This is a genomic window from Dorea sp. AF24-7LB (assembly GCF_003478575.1).
Taxonomy (GTDB): domain Bacteria; phylum Bacillota; class Clostridia; order Lachnospirales; family Lachnospiraceae; genus Dorea_D; species Dorea_D hominis.
Genome location: NZ_QUFR01000005.1, coordinates 133,717 through 157,794 on the forward strand (window position 1 = coordinate 133,717; position 24,078 = coordinate 157,794).

At 39.8% G+C, this 24,078-nt stretch carries 11 protein-coding genes and 2 pseudogenes; all 13 read left to right on the forward strand.

The annotated features are described in order from the left end of the window. Positions 1 to 30 precede the first annotated feature (30 nt). Entirely contained in the window at positions 31 to 1,062 is a 1,032-nt protein-coding gene (locus DWY31_RS07160; RefSeq protein ID WP_118519904.1) for an ABC transporter ATP-binding protein, read from the forward strand. Between the two features lie 6 nt (positions 1,063 to 1,068). Beyond that, positions 1,069 to 1,950: a nucleoside hydrolase gene (locus DWY31_RS07165; RefSeq protein ID WP_118519905.1), complete on the forward strand. Its 882-nt coding sequence runs from the start codon at positions 1,069 to 1,071 to the stop codon at positions 1,948 to 1,950. Positions 1,951 to 1,985: 35 nt separating this feature from the next. After that, positions 1,986 to 7,157 carry a leucine-rich repeat domain-containing protein gene (locus tag DWY31_RS07170; RefSeq protein WP_118519906.1) on the forward strand — a complete coding sequence of 1,724 codons (5,172 nt, stop codon included), beginning with the start codon at positions 1,986 to 1,988 and terminating at the stop codon, positions 7,155 to 7,157. Positions 7,158 to 7,305: 148 nt separating this feature from the next. Beyond that, the gene (locus DWY31_RS07175) at positions 7,306 to 9,582 is read left to right on the forward strand and encodes a rhodanese-like domain-containing protein (protein ID WP_118519907.1); all 2,277 of its coding nucleotides are present in this window, start codon (positions 7,306 to 7,308) and stop codon (positions 9,580 to 9,582) included. Between the two features lie 478 nt (positions 9,583 to 10,060). Continuing rightward, a pseudogene (locus tag DWY31_RS14500) lies at positions 10,061 to 10,342 on the forward strand (group II intron reverse transcriptase/maturase); the annotation flags it as partial. After that, positions 10,316 to 10,849 (forward strand): annotated as a pseudogene (locus DWY31_RS14505) (transposase); the annotation flags it as partial. The pseudogenes DWY31_RS14500 and DWY31_RS14505, both read left to right, overlap by 27 nt. A 303-nt stretch (positions 10,850 to 11,152) precedes the next feature. Continuing rightward, positions 11,153 to 14,887 carry a fibronectin type III domain-containing protein gene (locus DWY31_RS07190; protein ID WP_118519908.1) on the forward strand — a complete coding sequence of 1,245 codons (3,735 nt, stop codon included), beginning with the start codon at positions 11,153 to 11,155 and terminating at the stop codon, positions 14,885 to 14,887. Positions 14,888 to 15,310: 423 nt separating this feature from the next. Continuing rightward, positions 15,311 to 18,028 (forward strand): leucine-rich repeat domain-containing protein, encoded by a 2,718-nt coding sequence (locus tag DWY31_RS07195; protein ID WP_118519909.1) that lies wholly within the window; start codon positions 15,311 to 15,313, stop codon positions 18,026 to 18,028. Between the two features lie 88 nt (positions 18,029 to 18,116). Then, on the forward strand, positions 18,117 to 18,245 hold the full coding sequence (locus DWY31_RS14265; RefSeq protein ID WP_264291374.1) for a hypothetical protein: 129 nt from the start codon (positions 18,117 to 18,119) through the stop codon (positions 18,243 to 18,245). Between the two features lie 479 nt (positions 18,246 to 18,724). Beyond that, positions 18,725 to 20,668, forward strand: coding sequence for a fibronectin type III domain-containing protein (locus DWY31_RS07200; RefSeq protein WP_118519910.1), 1,944 nt, complete (start codon positions 18,725 to 18,727; stop codon positions 20,666 to 20,668). Positions 20,669 to 20,747: 79 nt separating this feature from the next. Beyond that, a complete protein-coding gene (locus DWY31_RS07205; protein ID WP_118519911.1) occupies positions 20,748 to 23,324 on the forward strand; it encodes a leucine-rich repeat domain-containing protein in 2,577 nt (858 codons plus the stop codon). A 141-nt stretch (positions 23,325 to 23,465) separates the two neighbouring features. Beyond that, positions 23,466 to 23,807 carry a hypothetical protein gene (locus tag DWY31_RS07210; RefSeq protein WP_118519912.1) on the forward strand — a complete coding sequence of 114 codons (342 nt, stop codon included), beginning with the start codon at positions 23,466 to 23,468 and terminating at the stop codon, positions 23,805 to 23,807. Then, entirely contained in the window at positions 23,785 to 23,958 is a 174-nt protein-coding gene (locus DWY31_RS07215; protein ID WP_243060478.1) for a hypothetical protein, read from the forward strand. The genes DWY31_RS07210 and DWY31_RS07215 overlap by 23 nt, the downstream gene beginning before the upstream one ends. Positions 23,959 to 24,078: the final 120 nt, after the last annotated feature.

Below are 24,078 nucleotides of genomic sequence, written 5' to 3' on the forward strand. Positions count from 1 at the left end.
TAAAGAAGTACAGAAATTGGTGAATAAGAAATGGAATTAAAAATAGAAAATCTGGAAGTAACACTTCAGAAAAATAAGATATTAAATAGAGTGAGCCTGACTGTCAAAAGCGGCGAACTGATTTCCTTATTGGGAGCTTCCGGCTGTGGAAAAAGCACGATGTTAAAGGGCATCGCCGGATTGCTTGATATTGAAAAAGGACGAATCTGTCTGGATGGAAAAGAGATCCACAATATGGCACCGGAGAAACGAGGAACCGTGATTGTGTTCCAGGACTTAAGATTATTCCCACATATGACAGTGGAAAAGAACATAGCATTTCCAATGGAACTTAAGAAAGTCCCGAAGGCAAGACAGAAAGAGATCATAAAGAAACTGTTGGAAGACGTACAGCTTCCGGGATTCGAAAAACGTAAGATCAAAGAAATGTCCGGTGGACAGATGCAGAGAGTGGCGCTTGCAAGAGCCCTTGCATGTGAACCGTCGATCCTTCTTTTAGACGAACCTTTTTCCGGATTGGATGAGAAGCTTCGTCTGGAAATGGGCGCATTAGTTAAAAAATTGCAGAAAGAACGGAAGATCACGACAATTCTCGTCACACATGATAAGAAAGAAGCATTGCAGATGTCAGATCGGATCGCACTTATGGATGGTGGGCAGATTTTACAATATGCTTCACCGGCAGAGATTTTCCTGCATCCGGCAAATCGGCAAGTGGCTGCATATTTTGGAAAAGCTAATTATATTGAAGGAATTGTACAGAAAGAACAGTTTGAAAGCAATTACATTTCCTGTGAAGCAAAAGGATATGCAGATGGAAAGTATGAGCTTCTTGTCCGGCCTTTTGATGTAAAAGTTATAGCGGAGGGTTCTGCTGTGGAGATTAGGGAAATGACGTACTTAGGAGAGACTGTGGATCTTTATTTGCAGGATGAGAAGCAGACATTCTATGCACAGGATATCAGTGCAAGAATCCATGCTGCCGGATTTAAGGAAGGAGCAAGAGCGGGAATAGAATTTGCACCGGAGAGCATCTGCCTGTTTCCGGAAGAAAAGGAGTAAGAGAGAATGAAACATGTAATATTTGACTGTGATAATACACTGGGCGTAAAGGACTGTGATGTCGATGACGGACTGGCACTTCTCTACCTGCTCGGATGTGAAGAAGTAACTGTGCACGGAGTGACTTGCACTTATGGAAACAACAAGCTTCCGGTTGTGTACGCACAGACAGAAAAATTGTTAAAAGATATCGGCCGCACAGATCTGACTGTGAAAAAAGGTGGTGAATCCGCTGAAACAGAGCAAAGTCCGGCAGGAGATTATCTCGCAGAGATGGCAAGAAAATACAAAGGCGAACTTTCTATTCTTGCAACCGGGTCGCTTACGAATCTAAAGCATGCCTATTATGCGGATGAGCATTTCTTCGAAAATGTAAAAGAAATTGTATTGATGGGTGGAATTACAGAACCATTGATTTTTGAAAAGAAACAGATGGATGAATTGAATTTTTCCTGTGATCCAAAGGCAACATACCTGGTGCTGACAAAAGGAAATAATGTTTCTGTTATTACAGGAAATAATTGCCTGAAAGTGCTATTTACCAAAGAGGAATATCAGCAGAGATTAGGTGGGCAGAATAACCCGATGGGTGAGTATATCCTGAGAGAAACCGATTATTATTTCGGTTATAACGAAGGAGATTACGGAATCCATGGATTCTATAACTGGGATGTGATCGCAGCGGTGTATCTGGTTCATCCGGAGTTGTTCGATGATCAGAAGGGTACTTACTGCTTATCAGAAGAAGACTTAAAAACCGGATTCCTGCGATGGGCCGAGGATGGACAAACCAATTTAAATCTTCCGGAAATCGGGGGAGAAGCGCCATTTAAAAACAATATATATGAGACCTGGCTTCGTGTGCCGGTAAAAGGTGTATGTAAATAAAGTTTACATAAATAAGTAATAAGGAGGCTAAAAGCATGAAAATGAAAAAGTTTTTAGCGGTTGTATTATCGTTTGCGTTGTCGTTTTCCCTTGCAATGCCGACATTTGCACAGGATAATACAGCAAGCGCAGCCCAGGCTGTGCAGTCCGAAGTAACGGAAACTTCGAACGATGAGAACGTATCTGCAGACGAGAATACGTCCAAAGATGCGTCTGCCGAAACTGTAAAAGAAGATTCTAAAACAGAAGCTTCCAAAACAGATGAGAAGGCAGAGGATGCTTCTGAGAACGCAGAAGTGAAAAAAGAAGTAACCAAGACGACCAAGACGGATAAGAAACAGGCAGACTCTGACGCATCTGCAAGTGACATCGACACATCTGTATGGACAGCAGAAGATTTCACTTACACAGAGATGAGCCAGAGACTGAACGGCTGTGATTACAGTCGTGACTTTACCGTATCCGGTACAGCAATTTCAGGATTTTCTGAGACAGGTTCAGAGAAGATTAAAGTGAATAAGAATCTTGTCATTCCGTCTGAAGATCCGAATGGAACTACAATCGTAGGTATCGCTGACAGTGCATTTAAAAAGCAGGGGATTGAAAAATTGACACTGCCGGATGGTATGATGGTAGATTATAATGACACAGTTACACATGTAGTAACAAGAAGAGGTAATTTCCTGATTGGCGCAGGTGCTTTTGACGGAAATGAACTGACCTCTCTCGATTTGCCGGAAGGTGTGATCTATATCGGACCAAGTTCATTTGCAAGAAATAAACTGAAATCCGTGACCATTCCACATACATTCTGGTGGTTGGAGAACTCCGCATTTGCATACAATGAGATCACAAAGGTCAATTTCCCGAAAACCTGTGATTTCCAGGCACAGATTCATGCCTTTGCATTTGCACACAACAACATCAAATCCGTAAGACTTCCGGATTATATGGAAGTAGTAGAAAAGAAAGTCTTCTACTGGAATCCGGGAATGGAAGAGTGTTCCAAAGATGCACCGGAGAAAGAGCAGGAATTTGGCGGCGTTGTCTATATGTACACAGACAATGAGAAGTTGTTTGACATGGAACGTATCCACCATATGGATCGTACCGCAGAGTCACAGCACTCCTGGCATCAGAAACTGATCCTTGGTGAAGATCCGAATGCGGACAAGACATGGACAGCAGATGATTTTACATTTGACGGAACAACGATCACCGGTTTCTCTGAGAGTGGTATTGAAAAGAGAAAAGACAATACAGATCTGGTATTACCGAACAAGAATCCAGATGGCGAGTATGTGACAGCAATCGCTGATTATACAGGAAATGGCTATACTGGAATGTTTGCAACAGCAGACGAGAAGTTTACAAGTGTTACACTTCCGGCAAAACTGGAAAAGATTGGTGCAAAAGTTTTCGCAGACTGCGGTATTACGAAGATTGAATTTCCAAAGACACTGACAGAAATCGGTGTGGCAGCATTCCAGAAGAACCAGTTAGAGAGTATTATTTTACCGGACAGTGTTACAAAGATCGGCGGTGGCGCATTCGGAACGAATCCGAAGTTAAAGAAGATTATTCTTTCTAAGAACCTGACAGACATTCCGGGAGGAGCCTTCGGATGCAGTGACGCACAGAATTACATGACGGATCTGACGGAACTGACCATTCCGGAAGGAGTTAAGACGATTGGAAATAATGCATTCGCAGGAAATAACATCCATAAGATTGTCATTCCATCTACGGTAACTTCGATTGGAAATTATGCATTTTCTACTAAGGAATATTTGACAGATGACTGTACACTGACATTGCCGGAAGGTTTAAAGTCAATCGGAAGCAGAGCATTCCGAAATAAAACGATTAAATCGGTAGTATTACCATCGACCGTTGAGAAGTTGCAGGCAAATACATTTGAAAAAGTATATTCTTCCGGTGCTGCAGCAGTGAAGACAAAAGTATATGTAAGTTCGGAAACACAGTACAACGATACAAAGAACTTCCCACAGTCTGATTATCACAGCCTGATCCTGAAAGTACCGGGACAGGAAGATAAATGGAACGCAGAAGACTTTACATATGATACGATCAGTCAGGAATTATATCCGGCATCAAATACATCGGATGTAACAACAATCAGTGGTGTTGGTATCACGGGCTTATCTGCATCCGGAGAAGAAAAATTAAAAACAAATACAGACCTTGTGATTCCTGCAAAGGATACAGACAGAAATCCGATTATTGGTATCGGAACAAAAGCTTTCTATAAGAAAGGACTTACATCTGTAACATTCCCGAAGGGAGTGATGGCAAGTTACAGTGGAAGCGCAATTGCAGAAGGATTAACAGAAAGAGGAAATTTCATTATTCAGAATAACTCTTTCACAAACAATAAGCTGACATCTCTGGATTTACCGGAAGGCGTAATCTATGTTGGCGGAACAGCATTCCAGAGCAACCAGTTAAAGAGCGTAAAATTCTCTCATACAATCTGGCAGATTGGAAATGCAGCGTTTGCTAAAAATCAGATTACAACTGTTGACTTTCCGAAGACATGTGATTTCAATCTGAATCTGGATAATATGTGTTTTGCATATAACAACATCAAATCTGTAAGACTTCCGGATAGAACAGAGAAAGTTACAGTATATGCATTTGGAGCAAACACAGGTAAAGAAGATCTGGAGTCAGATGCACCGACAAATACAATCTTAAAGGCAAGTCGTATCGTATACATGTACAATGAGAATGTGGATCTTCGAAAGAAGGGAATGATCCAGCATGTAGAGGGTACTGGAAAGGGCACAAATACACAGGGAACCAAATCCTGGGTACAGAAAGTTATTTACGGTGAGATGCCGGCAGAAGAGCAGCCATGGAATACTTCCCAGTTTACATTTGACGGAACAACCATTACCGGATTAAATGATGCCGGAAAGGCGAAAATAGCAAATGGTGATACAGAAATAACACTTCCGGAGACAAATGAAAACGGTGAAGCAATTACAGCAATCGGTGCAGGTGCATTTGCCACAATCGGAATGACAAAAGTAACGATTCCGGATACGGTAACATCTATTGGTGCAACAGCATTCCAGACAACAGCGCTTACGGAAGTAACCATTCCGGATAGTGTAACAACACTTGGAAATGGAGCATTTACAGCAAGTGCTTCTCTGGAGAAAGTAACACTTTCCAAATCCATAAAAGAAATTCCGACTTCCGCATTTAATGCAACAAAGATTAAAGAACTGACAATTCCGGAAGGAGTAGAAACGATTGGAAGAATGGCATTCAGAAATGCACCGCTTACTTCTTTAAGCCTGCCTTCTACAGTGAAATTAATTGACAGAGATGCATTTAAAGGAAACCAGTTAGAGTCTGTAGACATTCCGGCATCCGTAACAACCATTGGACAGAGTGCATTCTCACAGAATGTAACCGGAGAAGGTCTTGCACCGAGAATGACAAGTGTAACATTGCACGAAGGTCTGACCGAGATCGGAAAGACAGCATTTGAAAAAACATTATTAACAAGTGTATATCTCCCGTCTAGCCTGCAGAAACTGGCAAATACAGCATTTGTCAAAGGTGAAAAGGGACAGGTAAAATTATATACTTCAAATAAAGCACATTTAGAAGAAGTAACAAATGTATTCTATCCGGAATATGCAGACAAGAACGATGGAACCGGACATAAAGTCATCTATGATGAAATCGTAGGAAGCGGCTGGACACACGCGGACTTCACTTATGATGGAAATAAGATTACAGGATGGAGCGAGCAGGGAAATAAAACACGTAAGAGCGATGCAGTTGTAAAAGACGGTGTACGCACACTCGTAATCCCGTCACTGAATCCTGAGACACAGGAAGCAATCACAGAAGTTGCAGACGGAGCATTTGAGATTCCGGATGGCGAATGGGTACAGGGAAAAGACAGCGTAGAATCACCGAATGGTATGGATACGGTTGTATTACCTGACACACTTACAACCATCGGTGCAAGCGCATTCCGTTATAATAAGATTAACAATGTAGAATTCCCGGCATCTGTAACAAAAATCGGAGAAAGTGCATTTAACTCCAACCAGTTGAAGAAACTTGTTATTCCGGATACGGTAACAGATTTAGGAGCAGGAGCATTTTCAACGAATGACATCACAGACCTTACATTATCCAAGAATGTAACTGTAATCCCACAGGGAGCATTCTCAATGAACATCCGCTTAGATCATGTAGACATCCCGGATACAGTAACAGAGATCGGTGAAATGGCATTTGCAGGAGCAAGACTTACAAGTCTTACAATTCCGGCATCCGTAACAAAGATTGGAAGAAAAGCTTTCCACTTACATCACATTGAAGAACTTACTATTCCGGGAACTGTAAAAGAGATCGGAGAATCTGCTTTTGAAGGAACGTTCAAAGCAATCACATTAAAGAAGCTGACGATCGAAAACGGTGTAGAAAAGATTGGTAAATACGCATTCAAGGAAGGATATCTTGAGAGCGTAGATATTCCGGCATCTGTGACAGAGCTTGCAAGTGATGCATTCTATGGCAATGCGGGAACAAACAACGACCATGTTGTAGTAGTTCGTGTATTTACCAAGAGTCAGGCAGAAAAATTTGAATCCAGCGATTGCCAGAAAATAGTTTACGTTGACAATACACCGATTAAGAAAAAAGTTACATCTAAAAACGTAACATTATCAACGACTGCTTATACATATACCGGAAAGGTTCGCAAACCTGCAGTGAAAGTTGTTGTAAACGGAAAGAAAGTTGCTGCTTCAAACTACACTGTAAAATACAGCAGCGGAAGAAAGAATGTCGGAACATACAAAGTTACTGTAACAATGAAGAACAACTATACAGGAAAAGTTACAAAGACATTCAAGATTCTGCCGAAGGGAACAAGCCTGAAGTCTGTGAAGAACTCCGGTAAGAAACAGATCAAAGTAACATGGAAGAAGCAGAAGAAGCAGACAACCGGTTACAAGATCCAGTACACAACGGACAAGAAGTTCAAGAAGTCTGTGAAGGCATCAACGATAACAAAGAACAAATACACAAGCAAGACCATCAAGAAATTGAAAAAGAATAAGAAATACTATGTAAGAATCTGCACATACAAGAAAGTAGGCAAGACTACATATTATTCTACATGGTCAAAAGTAAAAAGCGTAAAGGTAAAATAAAGAAATATTTTGCTTAAATAAGAGAGGCAGCCGTTTCCGGAAAAATTCTGAGGCGGCTGCTTCTTTTACAAATTGAAGAACCGGAGAGTTAATGTTATATTGTGGATAAACGTTGCGGAATAAATCATTACATTGGAGGAAATGCGTGATGAAAAAGAAAATCAAAAAACAAGCACTGGGATTGCTTGCCTTAGTTGTGGTTATGGCAGTTGCATTTACTGCAATCCCGAGTGAAGCGGCATCGAAAAAGCCAACAAAGATGTCACTCAAAGTTACAGCGAAGACGATTGATATCAAAGGACATGCAACGATATCTGTAAAATCCGTCAAACCGTCAAAAGCAAGCAAAGCGGTAACATTCAAATCCGGCAATAAAAAGATTGCAACCGTATCATCCAAGGGTGTTGTGACAGGAAAAAAGGCTGGAAAAGTTAAAATTACAGTAACAGCAAAGGCAAATAAAAAGCTGAAAAAGTCGGTAACAATGAAAGTAAAAGATTTAAAACCGACAAGCATTTCAATCAGTGCATCAAAGGCAGCCTTATATGTTGGTGGGACAAAGACATTGAAATCGACAGTTAAACCGTCAGGTGTGTACTGTCCGGTAAAATGGTCATCCGGCAATAAAGCAGTTGCAACAGTAAGCAGCACCGGAAAGATTACAGCAAAGAAGCCGGGAACAGCAACAATTACTGTTCGCGCAACACAGAAGAACAATAAGAAAAAATACCTGGCAAAGAGCTGCAAGGTAACGGTGAAAGTGAAAAATGTTCCTAAGAGACAGGTATATGTATCACCGGAGTGGTATAAGAGTGCAGCAGAAGGACAGCAGCCTGGATATGAACATGTATTTTTAGCAGAAGTTGCCTATGGCAAGACAGAAAATGACAAAGCTTATAACGAAGCACATATTCCGGGAGCGGTTCATATCAATTCCGATGCAGTAGAGTATGACGACTGGAATCTGGATGGAATCGACGATCAGCAGCTTTATGAAGAGACCGAAGTAAAACCAGAAGACAATTTCAATATCCGAAGTGCAAAGCAGCTTGGAGAATTTCTAAAAAACAACGGAATCACCAAAGATACCAAGGTAGTACTGTACGGAAGAAGTGCATCGGATTCCAGTGTTACACGAGTAGCATTCGCTATGTTATACGCCGGTGTAGAAGATGTCAAAGTGATAGATGGTGGCATGACAGCATGGAATAAACTAGGATTACCGACAGAGACAAAAGTAAATGAAGCAACAGCCGGTGGCACAAATTATACGTTTGGTACGACGATTCCGGCACATCCGGAATATATTCTGTCCACCGATGATGCAAAAGAAAAGTTACAGAATGATGCTAATTTCCGCCTTGTAAGTATCCGTTCGGAGAAAGAATTCCGCGGCGAAGAGACAGGATATTCCTATATTAAATATGCAGGTGAACCGTTAGGTGCAGTATGGGGACACAATACAGACGATGGAAGCTATATTGAAAATGGAAAAGTAGTCGAACTTAATAAAGTGAAATCCATTCTTGCAGAATCCGACTCATCCCTCGATAATGAATTATCCTTCTACTGTGGTACCGGTTGGCGTGCAACGATTCCATTCTTAATTTGTTATCAGAATGGAATAAAAAATATCAGCGTCTTCGATGGCGGCTGGTGGGCATGGCAGGTAAACTGGCAGAAAGAGCCGGAAAATTGGCCAATCCAGAAAGTTTCACCGAAAGATGCCAAGACTTATGGTCAGCTGAAATTTGCAAAAAAAGAAGTTACAACAGACAGTGAAGGACATAAGCTGATGGCGCTTGAGGCAACTGTTGCCGAAAATAAACTGACCTGCTGGCCGGCGAGAGTTCGTAAGAACATAATATATGGTTATGGTTCCGAGTTGAGTAATCGGATTGTTAATGTAGATCAGGATGGAAAAGTGAATACAATTGGCTTTGGTAATGCAACTATTACGGCAAAGACAACAGCATCAGAAGAAGTAAGTTATAAAGTTGCAGTGTCAAGGGGCGAAGATTATCTCATGCGGTGGGATGATATGTATCTGGATGCAGATACTGTTCTGAAAAGGGTAAAAGCCGGAACATTGAATGTTCTCGACATTCGATTTGAAAAAGAAGTAGTAGGCGGTGTTGAGGCAGGATATGCAGCCGGACATATCGAAGGATCTATGTGGGCGCCTGCATGGCCGACGAAGACAGCAGAAGCACAGGCGAATGTGCGGAAAGAAGAAGCGAAGATCAAAGATCTGGATGTTCCGACAGTTATTGTATGTATGGCTGGTGAGCAGGGAGCTCAGCGTGCGGCAGCAGTCCTGATGGATGCAGGGGTTGCGAAGAAACAACTGTATATTCTGACCGGTGGTGGCAAGAATCTGGTGTTGAATTACAAAGACCAACTTGTAACCGGAACAGAGAAATAAAAAGAAAGCGTGGCAAAAGACCACGCTTTTTTGCTATAGTGCGCCTAGCGGCGCACGTTTCTAACGGGTTAAAGTCCCGAATCCGCCCGGTAGTGGGAAGGATATAGCCGAAAGCAAGGGTGTCCATCGTGAGATGGAATCTGAAGGAAGCTGGATGTGAGGAACATACTAACTCACGGGCAAATCTCTGGTCTGACGAACAGGAATCTCATATGAGGTCATGCATGAGGGTAAAACTGCTATTCAAGTTGAAGCCCAATAACTACACGGAATCATGCATGATAAATGAGGCAGATGGATGGAGAGGAAGAAACGTGTGGTACCTAGGGAGGTCTGTGTGGTACGCCTTGAAAGAGGTAACCATTGCATAAAGCAATGCTGAACGCACAGAAGTCAGCAGAGGTCATAGTAGCCGAGAGGTGAAGGACCGAATCAATAGGAGTCTTGAGTATGACCGAGAAAGGAGGAATGACTGTCTATGACAGAAAACATTGAAAACAATGGCTGTTCGCAAAGAGATAATGCGGAACATGAAGGGTATGTGAAAGCGTCTAGGTCATTCAATCGGATATGGAAAGAAAGAGACAGTGCACAGCCGAGACTTTTGGAAGCGATACTGTATAAAGACAACTTTAACAGAGCGTATAAGAGAGTTAAGGCAAACAAGGGAGCGCTGGGAATTGATGGCATGACCATTGAAGAGGCTCTTCCATATTTAAAGGAACATCAACAAGAGATAAAAAACTGTGTTGATGCTGGAATAAATGTCTTTATAAAAAAAGCTAAAGCGAATAATGCTACAAAGGATAATGAATTTCGCAAAGAAAAGTTTATCTATAATGGTGAAACTGATGAATATACATGCCCGGCAGGAGATAGATTGCGATTTTTTGAAAATACTTCGAAGAATGGTATGAAGTATCGCAAATATAAGTGTACAGACTGCAATTCATGCAAATATAAAAAAGACTGCACTACTTCTTCATCTGGAAGAACGATACAGCGTTGGGTATATGAAGATGTTCTTGAAACTGTGTATAATGAAACACTAAATAATAACGAGGTTTATAAACAGAGAAGATGTATCGTGGAGCATCCATTTGGGACTATAAAAAGAAGTCTCGGATATAGTTTCTTTCTTCGACGCAGACAAGAGAATGTTGACGCAGAAGCTGCATCTATGTTTATCGCTTATAACTTTAAGCGATTATTAAGCATGTTTTCAACAGAAGAATTAGTAACGAAGTTTGAAGAAAGTGTGATGTAGCAAGGAGAGGAACATATGTAATTCATGTGAAAAACAAAGATAAAAATGATATTAAAAAAATCGAAGATAAAAATACCGTACATCAGACTGGATTTTCGAATCGTTAGACAGTCTGACGTACGGTGCTGTGAGAGGACGGCGGTTAGTCACCGCCTCCTACTCGATTAATATATAGATAAAATAAATAAATCGGATAATATATTTATAAAAACGATTGGATGCATATCATAAAAGAAAGTAAAATAAAAATGTAAAAGACTGTCTGAAATCAAAGGATTTCAAAAAAAGAAAAGGAGAAACGTTATGGAGAACAAGAAGAGAATTTTGGCTTGGATTCTGTCCCTTGCAATGGTCTTCGGACTGTTTGGCGGACAGGCAAGTGTAGCCAAAGCAGCGGATGCAGCTTTAAGTTTTGCATCTGCGGATGTAAGCACAAAAAAACTTCCAAGTGATGGTGGAACTGTAAAAGTAACACTTACATTTGACGATTTTAGTGCTGATGAAGGAACGATTTACTATCGATTGAGAAAAGATGGAGCAACCGTAAGCGGAAAAGAAAATGTTACTGTTGACGTAAGCAGAACAAATAATACATTTGATATTGATGTTCCGGCAAATACGGGTACGGAAGAAGAATCTTATCAGATTTGGATTTCTAATACATCGATTCCAGATTGGCAGTTAAGCTGGAATGGAGCAAAAACTTCTTTTAAAGTTACTGCACCAAGCTCAGAAAATCCAGACCAGCCTGAAACTACGAAAGTCCTGCCGGATAAAACACATTTCCGTGCTAGAGCGGTAGATAAAAGCGGAAAGCCTGTAGCAGGAGTAAAATTTGATGTAAAGAATTCAGGGAGCTCTTATGGAGCAACTACTGTAACAAGTGACGAAAACGGAATTATTGAATGTGAAGTAGGACAGTGGGATTACAGTACATCCAAGATTGTATCTCTTGCAGAAAATGACAGCTGGACATGCGATACAACATATTCCTATTCAACATCAGACAGTCTTGCAGAAATCGAGAAAATCAATAATGAAGATCTGAAAAACATTACAGAAGAGTTGCGGTTTGTATTAAAAGCAAATATTAATAAAAAAGCATTGAAAGCTGCGATCGACAGTGCTTCAATTGTGAAGAATCCAGATGATTACAGCGCAGGATATGACGAACTTCAGACAGCACTTACAGAAGCAAATAAAGTATATGATAATGAAGATGCAACACAGGAAGAAGTGGATGCGCAGACAGAAAAATTAACTGCAGCATTAGACGCTGTTGTTGTAAAGTCGGTTGATAAGACAAAATTAAAAGAGCTTATTGCCGATGCAGATGAAAAAAGTTACAATCGTTACAGCTATGTGACTTCTACATGGAATGAGGTAGATAAAGCTTTAACGGAAGCAAAAGCGATTAATAAGAACGACAAAGCAGGGCAGACTGCTGTGGATGAGGCAGCAGCAAAACTGGATACAGCAATCAAAGGATTAAAATGGAATCCTGCATTGGATTCAGTAGAACGTGTAAGTGATGAGAATGTATCCAGCAAAGGTGGAGAAGTTCAGATAAAACTGATCGGAAAAGCAATGGACGAACTGACAAACTTAGCTGTCCGTGTAAAAGATGCAGATGGCAATTCATTGAGAGATTCTGATATTAATGTAAAATATGGCGAAGGAACAGAGGAACGTATCGCAACAGTAACACTTCCTGAAAATACAACATCCACTGCCAAAACATATAAAGTTGGATTCAATAGCATGGGTAGCTGGGCTTATACCGGCTGGAAAGAAGTAAGCTTTACAGTTGCAGCAGCTTCTGGTGAGATACCTGATCCAACACCATCTTCTACAAAATGCGATGAGAAGAACTTCCGTGCAAAAGTAGTAGATGAAAAAGGGAATCCGGTAGAGGGTGTGAATGTTAATTTGACAGGAAGAGAAGACTCTTCTGTCTCTTACGATGTGAAATCTGACAAAAATGGTATGGTAACATACGCATTAACAGGTGGAGACTTCATGCTGAACTTTGATGTTGTCATTGATGATAAAAACTACACATCCGAGAATGAACATGAATTTGAAACAGATGGAACACCAACAAAAGCTCCGACCATTATTTCTGTAGATGGAAAAGATCTTGCAGAAGCAGATGAAGTTGTATTCGTTGTAAAGAAGAATGGATCTTCATCAGAAGAAGAGAAAGTTCTGAGTGATGCATCTACATTTCGCGCTAAGATTGTTGACGAAGAAGGCAATCCGGTAGAAGGTGTAAAACTTTCTGTTGCAAATGAGTTAAATTATATTTTTAACAAATCTACAGCAAGTAATGAAAAAGGTGTCGCAGAATATACAATTAATCCGGGAATGGATTATGATCTTACTTTTGATGTTACTGTAGCAGAGAATCAGGGATGGGCAAGTAGCCAGGCTCATAAATTTGCAACAGATGGATATGAGGGAAACACGAAGATTATTTCTGTAGACGGTGATGATATTGCAACCACAGGTGAAATTGTATTTACTGTTAAGAAAGCAGCAGTAGAAGACAAGGTAAGCTGTGATGCAACACATTTTCGTGCAAAAGTTGTTGATGTAGAAGGTGCTCCGGTAGCAAATGTTGCATTTGAAGTAAAAGTAACTCCTGGTAGTGAGACACATGAGATTACAAGTAATGAAAAAGGTGTCATTGAATATGCATTTGACATCGAGAATGACAGTGATGCAACAATCACAGTCAAATTAAAAGATAATGATACATGGGCAACATTAGATGAGCATAAGATTGTAACAGATGCAATGGCCAATATATATTCGGTTGATGGTAAAACAGGATATACAGAGAAGTATAGTTACATTCTTCGTAAGAAAGTGGATAAGACAGCGCTTGGTGAAGCATTAGAGAAAGCAAAAGCTCTTGTAGAATCTGATTACACAGATGATTCCTGGTCAGCATTCAAACTGGTTCTGGATACAGCACAGAAAACATATGACAACAGTTTTGTTAACAAAGAAGATGTTGATGATCAGATCCAGAAACTGGAAGCAGGAATTAAGGTTTTAGTTGTAAAACCGGCTAAGAAAGACGAGTTAAATGCAGAGAAAGACAAAGCTTCCAAACTGAATAAAGGTGATTATACAGAAGAATCATGGAAAACAGTAGAGGATGCACTTGCAGAGATTGATGCACTGGAAAAAGAAGAAAATGTTCCACAGTCTAAGATTGATGCAGCCCAGGAGAAACTTGCGACAGCAATGAAGGACCTGAGCGTGAGAGCTGCAGATAAAGAGAAATTAAATGCAGAAAAAGACAAGGCTTCCAAGCTGGATAAGAGTGATTATACAGAAGAATCATGGAAAGCAGTAGAGGATGCACTTGCAGAGATTGATGCACTGGAAAAAGAAGATAACGTTCTTCAGTCCAAAGTTGATGCAGCACAGGAAAAACTTGCAGCAGCAATAGAAGGTCTGAAAAAAGTGGATAAGCCGGAGCCGACACCAACACCGGAAGTGAAGAAAGTAGGTTCTGTAGCACTTAAGACAACTACTTATACATACAACGGTAAGGTAAAAACACCGGCAGTTGTTGCTAAGAATAACAAGAAAGAAGTTATTTCTAAAGATAACTACACTGTAAAATATGCATCAGGTCGTAAGAATGTCGGTAAATATTCTGTAACAGTAACATTTAAGAATGGTTATACAGGAAAATATACAAAGACATTCCAGATTCTTCCGAAAGGAACGAAGATCAAATCTGTAAAAGCAGCTAAGAAAGCATTTACAGCAAAATGGTCTAAACAGGCAACACAGACAACCGGATATCAGTTACAGTATTCTACAAGCAAGAGCTTCAAGAAGAGCGTTAAGACATCTACAATTTCTAAGAACAAGACTGTTTCTAAAACAGTGAAGAAATTAAAAGCTAAGAAAACATATTATGTTCGCGTTCGTACTTATAAAACTGTAAAGGTAAGCGGAAAATCCGTAAAATTATATTCCGGATGGTCAACAGTGAAGAAAGTGAAAACAAAATAATCATTCATTTTATAACCGTATAAAGTGATCTATGAAAAACTGTCGTATGGGAAGAACGCTTCCTGTGCGGCAGGTTTTTTGTGTTATTATAGTATTTTAAAATTTAACAGACACTATTCGGTAAATTAAGGTTTAGCTATGGACGGAGAAAATTCTTGCATATGATATCGCTTCATATATGAAAATTATCTATAAGTATTATACAAGAAATAAATTTACAAACAGATACAGCGCCTTTATAATGAAAATCAGATAGCGATTAAGGAATATTCAGGCAATGGGAGAACACCTGACAGAACAAACAAAAGAGAGGAAAAGACAATGAACTGGAAGAAATTAATGCAAAAGGTAACGATATTATTCATGGCTGTCTTGTTATGCGTGGGGAGCATATCGATGGCAGCTACAGCGGCAGATGCGTGAGTGAATGTAGAGGAAGAGGATGTCTTCCAACCGGCACCGGAGGATGTGATTCAGGACAAGATGTTGAACTGGGTAATCCGTGGTGTGACATTGAGTCAAAGTTATAAAAAAGAAGATTATATTCCGATTACACCGGGACGCTTTGAGGGACTGAGACAGTTTACTTATTCGGCAGGTGCGCATCCGGAGGCATATCCGATCGATGTATATGTATACAAACTGGATGGCTTACAGTATGGCACCGATTTGTGGAAGATTGATCTGTCCTATAATATGGTTTCGGATTTAAGTCCGATCAGTAAACTGACAAATTTAAGAGATCTGACATTTTATATGAATAAATTAACGGACATCAGCGCACTGAAAGATCTGACAGGTCTGGAGCGACTGAATTGTGGACAGAATCAGATTCATGATCTGACACCGCTCAAGAAGATGTCTAAGCTTAACCATCTGGATCTGGATTACAATGGAATTACCAGCCTGAGTGGGCTTGAGGGATGTACAGGATTAACAGAATTGACACTTCGAAGCAATCGGATTAAGGATATTTCAGCGTTGAAGGGTCTTACGAATATGGAAAAGATGCTGTGGCTGAGCGATAATCAAATTACAGATATATCCGCTTTGGCAGGTATGACAAAGTTAAAAGAATTAGATTTATTTAACAATCAGATTTCTGATATTACACCGCTTCAGGATCTGCGAAATCTTCAGGAATTAAACCTCGGTAATAATAAAGAAATTTCTGATATCACCCCATTGACGGAGTTGACAAAGCTTACAAAGAGCAAGTTGAATTTAAGCGGGACAAAGATCGAAACGAAGAAAAATTTACTTTTTGAAGTATTAGATGTCAATCGCCTGATTGAAAAGTTCGATGCCAATACTGTAGAACTGAGTGATAAATCAAATGTTGTGGCAGCCAGAAAAGCATATGATAAGGTTTCTGATAAAGCTAAAGCATATATTAACGAGAAGAGAATCAGTGTTGCGGAGAAGAATATTTCACTTTTGGAGCAGGGAAAGGTTATTCAGAAAGACAGTGATCTGAATAAGTATGAAAAATACTACGACGCCGATAAATCTACATTGAATATTTATGTAGCTGATGCTAACAGAAAACCTTTGAAGAATGTAAGATTTCAAGTGAAAAAGAAAGGATCCGCAGATGTTCTTTCTGAAATCAGTACAGATGGAAACGGAATTGCAGAATATAAAATTCCGGAAGCGGTAAAGGCAATTACATATACAATTTCATTGGATGAAGCATCAAAATTTACCGGTTATATAGGCGATATTACGGTTGAAGCAGATGCAGATGGAAAAATCATTGAGATTAATGGAAAAGCAGTGGATAAAGCATCTGTCAGTCGTACATTGCAGTTGAAGAACGGAGAGACACTTCGTATAAATAAGCAGAATCTGGAAAAAGTGATTGCGCAGGCAGGGAATATCAAAGAAAATGGATACACAGAGGCGTCTTATAAAGCGTTGACGAAGGCACTTACACAGGCAAAAATTGTAAATAGTGATGATGCTGCAACACAGGCAGAGATTAATGAAGCAGAAGATAATCTGACAAAAGCCATTGATGGCCTTGTGAAAGGTGCAGATTATAAAACGGTAAATATTACTTTAGTAAATGATAAAGGAAAGCTTTTGTCCGGAGTGAAATTTAACATAACGAATTCCTGGACATCCAGTGCAACGGAAATGGTATCTGATGAGAATGGTGTTGCCAGCTATACAACACAGGGCAGAGATTATAACTATTATACGATGACACTGGCAGAAGGCCAGAATTATGAAGGTGTTACAATTCGCCTGGAGGAGCAGAACAGCAAGATTACAAGCATAACATTGCCGGATGGAAGAAAGCAGGTACAGACAGAAGAAGATTTGCAAGTAAAACTGGTTCTTACAGAGAAAGAAAAGGCACCGGTAGATTTTACAGAATTACAAAAACAGCTTCTGATTGCAAATCGTCTTAACAAAAAGGATTACACTGTAGAGTCGTGGAATGCATTTTATCCGGTATTTGAGGAAGCCAATAATGTAAGAAAGAATCTGAATGCCATCCAGGAGGAAGTTGACACAGCAAAAAATAACCTGGAGGCAGCAATCGCAGCGTTAGTAAAAGCACCAACGCCAAGCCCGGAACCGACACCAAGTCCGGAACCGACACCGAGTCCGGATGTGAAGAAAGCAGTCGGAACCGTAAGCCTTGCAAAGACATCTTACACCTATGACGGCAAAACAAAGAAACCGGCAGTGACAGCAAAAGAGAAGAATGGCAAGAAGATTGCAGAATCTTACTATAGCGTATCTTATGCGTCTGGCTGCAAAAAAGTCGGCACATATAAGGTAAAGATTACATTTAAGAAGCCATATAGCGGAAGCTATATTAAGACATTTAAGATCAATCCGAGAGGAACATCCGTCAAATCTTTGAAAGCTTCTAAAAAGAAACTGTCTGTGAAATGGAGTAAACAGTCAAAAGAGACAAGCGGTTATCAGATCCAATATACAACAGATGCGAAATTTAAAAAGAGCATCAAGACAAAGACGGTTTCTAAAAATAGTACAACAAGTGCAACTCTCGGAAGTTTAAAATCAAAGAAAAAATACTACGTACGTATTCGTACCTATAAAAAAGTAGGTAGTACAAAATATTATTCCGGATGGTCAACAGTTAAGAAAGCGACTGTAAAGTAACAGGTAAATGATTGCCTGACAAAAGAATATGGAAAAGTGAAAGGGCGTTTCGTTTTGCGAAATGCCCTTTTATTGTGTATGCGACGGGATGAGTACAGAATTATATGAAAATCAGATACGGGAAGCTGGTACGATCATCGTAGAACATTATTCTTCACTTTTAAAAGAAGGATGGCTGCGGTTGTTAGAAACAAATGTTTCAATAGATTCAGTGTAAAAATTAATTGGATTTCCGGAAGACACGATTCGCGGACGCTACGGAAATATTCTTCGTGCAAAAGGATACTTGCTGTCAGGAAAAGAGAAAACGGTGGCATGCTTGTATGATGACATTTCACAGCCGCTAATCAGCGAATAAAATTTAGCATTATAGGACAAAAACTGTTTTATTGCTATATGGAGAAATCGATAGTTACATGTTTTTAATGTGCTGGAGAGAAAGCAAAAAAGGCTGGGGATTTTTAATATGGTAAATATAAAAAACATCAAGAAACAGGCGTGGATTTTGGAGATAATAGATATGGAAAACATTAAGAAACAGGTGTGGATTTTGGAGGTAATAGATATAGAAAAAAACAATAAATAACAACATATATAAGTACAATCAATTGGAAGGGGAATGCAGGATATATTATAATAAATAGATAGAAAAAGGACAGTAAAATCAGATATTTTCAAGAAACAAGGGAGGAAAAGATGAAAAGGAAAAAGCTACTGACAAAGTTGTTATGTGCAGCAGTTGTCGGTAATATGGCGGTCGGAATTATACCGGGGACACCGTTGACAACAGAGGCAGCAGAAACACAGATGACAACGCAATCGGGAAGCGTGAAGTCGGGCGATATAAAACGTACTACGGAAGCATTGGAAAAGAAGAAGTACAATGATGTACCGGCATATCAGTATAAAGATTTGTACACAACAGCGCGAGTGACGATTAAAGCCCTTGCAGTAGACGAGGTTGTCAATGCTACTATGAATCCGATTTACACAGTACCAATAAAAAAATCCATTAAATTTGTTATTTACAATACGACAAAGCAGGAAGTAGATCAGACCGTTGTATCAGAAAACGGAAAGCTGCCGGATTTGAGTTTGATCAACAATAACAACTATATGATTTACGCAGAAGATACAGAATACCGTATGCCGTGTCTGTATGTCTGGGTAAAGGACGGAAAATTATATAATATCAAGAAAATCAGCTGGACAGAGGTGAACGGAAACAGAAAATATGATTTTGATTATCCGGAAGTAGATACCATTCAGATGTATAAGCGTGATAAAGAAGAACCAAACCCGGAAAATGACAGAAGAGTTTCCGTTAATTTACCGGTGTATTATAAAAATAATACAGGAATGCTTCGGAATGTAAAAATCAAATTGATAAGTCCGGCGGAGACACTTGAATGTAATACTGGTGAAAGCGGACGAATATTTACTCAATTATTAGAAGATCAGAATTATATGATAGAAGTGGAAAATGATAATTGGGATATCGATTCTTTCCCGCTGGTTGCCAAGGATAAGTCGGAGTATGGAGGGGCGAGATACGCATATAATCATTCCAGCTGTGCCAAAGTGGATGAACTCCGACTGGTGAACAAAGGCGAGACACATCAGGAAGATACGGTATTGATGAGTAAATCCGGTAATACGGTTGTGGCAGGACTGAATTTCAAAGATATGCTTCTCTATGATAAAACATTAAGCAAAGACTCGGTGCCGGGTCTTTCGGGTGAAGATTATGATGTAGTGGATATCAGTGTTGTGAATCCACACCGCTGGGAAAGAGCAAAACTGGCAGCAGGAGAATATCAGGTTACAGAAAAAGTACCATCTGGGAAAACGGTGAAGAATCTTTATTATCTGGACGGAGAGAAGAAACTTGTGGAACTTCCATTTACAAAAGAAGGAGACCAGATTTATTTCACAATGCATAGTCTGGGAATGTATCCGGTAGTTATGGAATACGAGAAGGGAGCGGTAGTAGAGCCGACACCAAGCCCGGAACCGACACCAAGTCCGGAACCGACACCGAGTCCGGAACCGACACCAAGTCCGGAGCCGACACCAAGTCCAGAGCCGACACCAAGTCCGGAACCAACGGTAGAGAAGAAAGTCGGTTCTGTAGCGCTCACAAAAACGAGCTATACATACAATGGAAAGACACAGAAACCAGAAGTTATTGCAAAAGACAGCAATGGTAAGAAAATTGCAAAAACATCTTATACTGTAAAATATGCTTCAGATTGCAAGAAAGTCGGAAAGTACACTGTAAAAATAGCATTTAAAGGCGATTACAAAGGAACTTATACAAAGACATTTAAAATTCTGCCGAAGGGAACAAGCCTTAAATCTATAAAAGCCGGTAAGAAGAGCTTCACAGCAACATGGAAAAAGCAAACGGAAGAGACAAGCGGATATCAGGTACAGTATGCAAAAGATAAGAAATTTACAAAATCCGTAAAAACAACAACTGTATCTAAAAGTACAACTGTGAAGAAAGTAGTTAAGAAACTGTCGGCTAAGAAGACATATTATGTAAGAGTGCGTACATATAAAAAAGTAAAGATTGGTAAAAATGTGGAAAAAATGTATTCCGGATGGTCTGTAATGAAAAAAATAAAAGTTAAATAGACAAAAGGGACAGGTCATTTCTAATTGGGACGGGGATTTTCTAGAAAATCCCCGTCCCCAATCAAAAAGGAGGAAGGTTATGCACAAGATGTGGATAAAAAAGAAACTGTCAGTGATTATTTCAGGGATAATGATAGCGACAATGATATGGACAGGAAATGTCCGGGCGGCAGGCTCAAACTGTGGCGGCTTGGAAGAAGTAGATGTATTCTATCCGGAGAAAGATGATGTGATCCAGGATCCGGCACTTCACTGGGCGATCCGTGCTGCGATGAATGCAACCGGACAAAAACTGAAATTAACGAAAGAAGATGTAGGCTCTTCCTATGTAAAATATATTTCTTACGAGCAGAGCTCTCATCCGGAAAACTTTGTGGACTGGAAGATGCCATGGTATGTGGAGAGTCTGGAAGGATTGCAATATGCGAAATCAGCAAAACAGATTGATATTGGTTATACAGCATACAAGGAAGGAATGAAGATCAAGGATCTGTCACCGATTTCCGGTCTGACGCAGCTGGAACAGCTTTTCTTAAAAGGAGATGGACTTACAGACATTTCTGCAATTAAGAATCTGACGAATTTGTACAGCTTATGGCTAAATGAAAATCAGATCAAAGATATTTCAGCGGTAGCGGACATGAAAAAACTGACGCAGTTGAGCCTGATCCGGAACCAGGTGTCAGATGTCACGCCAATTAAGGAACTTTCCAACTTGCGGACGCTGGATCTGTCATACAATCCGATTAAGGAACTTCCGGATATGAGTGGCTTAAAGAGTCTTACATCCCTTGATTTGTCAGATATTAAAGAATTAACGGATATTTCGCCACTTGAGAAAGTAAAATCTCTTCAGCGTTTAAGCCTTACCGGAGATTCTGGCATTACAGATATTAAACCGCTTGCTGAATTGACATCGTTAGATAAAGAACAGACTTATCTTCCGGACAATACGAAAAAGGATGATTTGTTTGCGGCTATCGCAGTTAACAAATATATTGACGAGTTCAGCATCAGCAATATGACATCCGGTGATCTGAAACTTGTACAAAAAGCCTTGGATGCTTATGACAAATTAACGGATGAGCAGAAGTCTTATATAAAAGCAGGTAAAATTGATGCAATTAAGAGCAATAAAGAGAAGGTAGAAAAAGGCGAAACACCGGATGCTTATCCGGAGTTTGAAAATACGGCAGAACAGACACCAATCTGGGACCGCCTTGAAATCAAGGTAATAAATAAAAACGGAATCCCGCTGGAAGGTGTAAAATTCGTAAAAGAGAAAATAAGAGAATTTCCGGATGAACCGGATGAGGTGGCGAAGGATGAGCTTGTAAGTGACGAAAATGGAATGTTAATTATTAAGCATAAAGATTTTGATGCTATCTATGATAAGATTACAATCAAACCGGCAGACGGACAGAAAACAACACCGGAAGAAATCAGTTATACGGTTACTTATGGTGCTGAAGGCGGACCAACTCGTGTTACCCAAACGGTAAATGGTGTAAAGGCAACCGGAAAAGAGAAACTTCAATTTATTTTGAGTGAAGAGGGCGAAGAAGAAGCAAGACAGACATTAGAAACAGCATTTACAAAAGCAAATGAAAAAGTAAATGCAAAAGAGGGATATCGTTATACAGAAGAAACATGGACTCCGTATGAAAGCCTTCTTAAAAAAGCAGAAAATATGTTAAATACCAGTTCCGGAACTGTTGCCCAGATGCAGCAGACAGCGAAAGAATTAGAAGAGGCTTTGCAGGGACTGAAAAAAACAGACAAGCTGACAACGTTGAAATTGACAATCCGTGATAAAAAAGGAAAACACATTGGTCGTGCATTCAAGTTCCAGATTCGCGATATCAACAATCCAAGTCATGCATGGAACGAATACACAGACGCTGACACCGGTGTTGCTTATATTGAAGTTTCTCCGGGATGGAGCACAGATACCACCTGGGAAGTACGTGCATGTGTGCAGGAGACGCTGGAAATGGAGCCAATCCGTGTGACAACCGCACAGCAGGATCGAAGCTGGTATTTTAAGACAATTGATGGAAAACCGGCGTCTGTTGATTTTGAAAAACAAGTGTCTGTATGGCCAAAAACAGATGGCAAACCGGATGTGGATAAAGAAACAGTATCCGCAACGCAGGTAAAGCTTTCAAAGACAACATTTACTTATAATGGAAAGAAACAGCAGCCAAAACTGACCGTGAAAAATAAAGCCGGAAAGGCAATTGCATCTTCCGATTATAAAACGCAATTTTCAAGTGGATGCAAAAATGTCGGACAGTATACTGTGAAAATAACATTTTCAGGCAATTATAAGGGTACAGTTACAAAGACATTCAAGATTCTGCCGAAAGGAACAAGTCTGAAATCAGTGAAGAACTCCGGTAAGAAACAGATCAAAGTAACATGGAAGAAGCAGAATAAGCAGACAACCGGTTACAAGATCCAGTACACAACGGACAAGAAGTTCAAGAAGTCTGTGAAGGCATCAACGATAACAAAGAACAAATACACAAGCAAGACCATCAAGAAATTGAAAAAGAATAAGAAATACTATGTAAGAATCTGCACATACAAGAAAGTAGGCAAGACTACATATTATTCTACATGGTCAAAAGTAAAAAGCGTAAAGGTAAAATAAAGAAATATTTTGCTTAAATAAGAGAGGCAGCCGTTTCCGGAAAAATTCTGAGGCGGCTGCTTCTTTTACAAATTGAAGAACCGGAGAGTTAATGTTATATTGTGGATAAACGTTGCGGAATAAATCATTACATTGGAGGAAATGCGTGATGAAAAAGAAAATCAAAAAACAAGCACTGGGATTGCAGAATATACGACACAGGGCAGACCTAATAATTACTATACAATAGATATGCTTGAATCGAAAAAGTATGAAAAAGTAAGAATTCGTCTTGTGGAAGAACAGTCAAAAGTAACGGAAATAAAAGTATATTATGTGAAAGGCGAATATGGCGCAAGGAACACAGGTGAAGTCATTAAAGGCAGCCAAGAAGAGTTTCAAAGCAACGTAGGCAAGACAGAAAACACAAGTATCTGGATATCAGTTGCAGTATGCAAGAAACAAGAGTTTCAAGAGCAGCGTGAAGACTTCGACAATCTCTAACAATAAGACTGTTTCAAAGACAGTAACGAAGTTAACTGCGAAGAAGACATACTACGTTCGCGTTCGTACATACAAGAATGTGAAAGTAAACGGAAAGACAATGAAATTATATTCCGGATGGTCTACAGTTAAGAAGACAACAGTAAAATAATTAAATCCATTTTATGAGCAGGAAACCCTTACAATAAGGGACCTGCTCATTTGTTATATAGCAATAATATACAATAGATGATATCTATAAAAAGGCTCGTTTATCAATGTAATCGATTGG

What these genes read in the sequence shown, in the direction of transcription:
- DWY31_RS07210 (WP_118519912.1), top strand. Translation starts at nt 23,466, where the DNA reads ATGCGTGATGAAAAAGAAAATCAAAAAACAAGCACTGGGATTGCAGAA.
- DWY31_RS07190 (WP_118519908.1), top strand. Translation starts at nt 11,153, where the DNA reads ATGGAGAACAAGAAGAGAATTTTGGCTTGGATTCTGTCCCTTGCAATG.
- DWY31_RS07170 (WP_118519906.1), top strand. Translation starts at nt 1,986, where the DNA reads ATGAAAATGAAAAAGTTTTTAGCGGTTGTATTATCGTTTGCGTTGTCG.
- DWY31_RS14265 (WP_264291374.1), top strand. Translation starts at nt 18,117, where the DNA reads ATGAGTACAGAATTATATGAAAATCAGATACGGGAAGCTGGTACGATC.
- DWY31_RS07205 (WP_118519911.1), top strand. Translation starts at nt 20,748, where the DNA reads ATGCACAAGATGTGGATAAAAAAGAAACTGTCAGTGATTATTTCAGGG.
- DWY31_RS07160 (WP_118519904.1), top strand. Translation starts at nt 31, where the DNA reads ATGGAATTAAAAATAGAAAATCTGGAAGTAACACTTCAGAAAAATAAG.
- DWY31_RS07200 (WP_118519910.1), top strand. Translation starts at nt 18,725, where the DNA reads ATGAAAAGGAAAAAGCTACTGACAAAGTTGTTATGTGCAGCAGTTGTC.
- DWY31_RS07165 (WP_118519905.1), top strand. Translation starts at nt 1,069, where the DNA reads ATGAAACATGTAATATTTGACTGTGATAATACACTGGGCGTAAAGGAC.
- DWY31_RS07175 (WP_118519907.1), top strand. Translation starts at nt 7,306, where the DNA reads ATGAAAAAGAAAATCAAAAAACAAGCACTGGGATTGCTTGCCTTAGTT.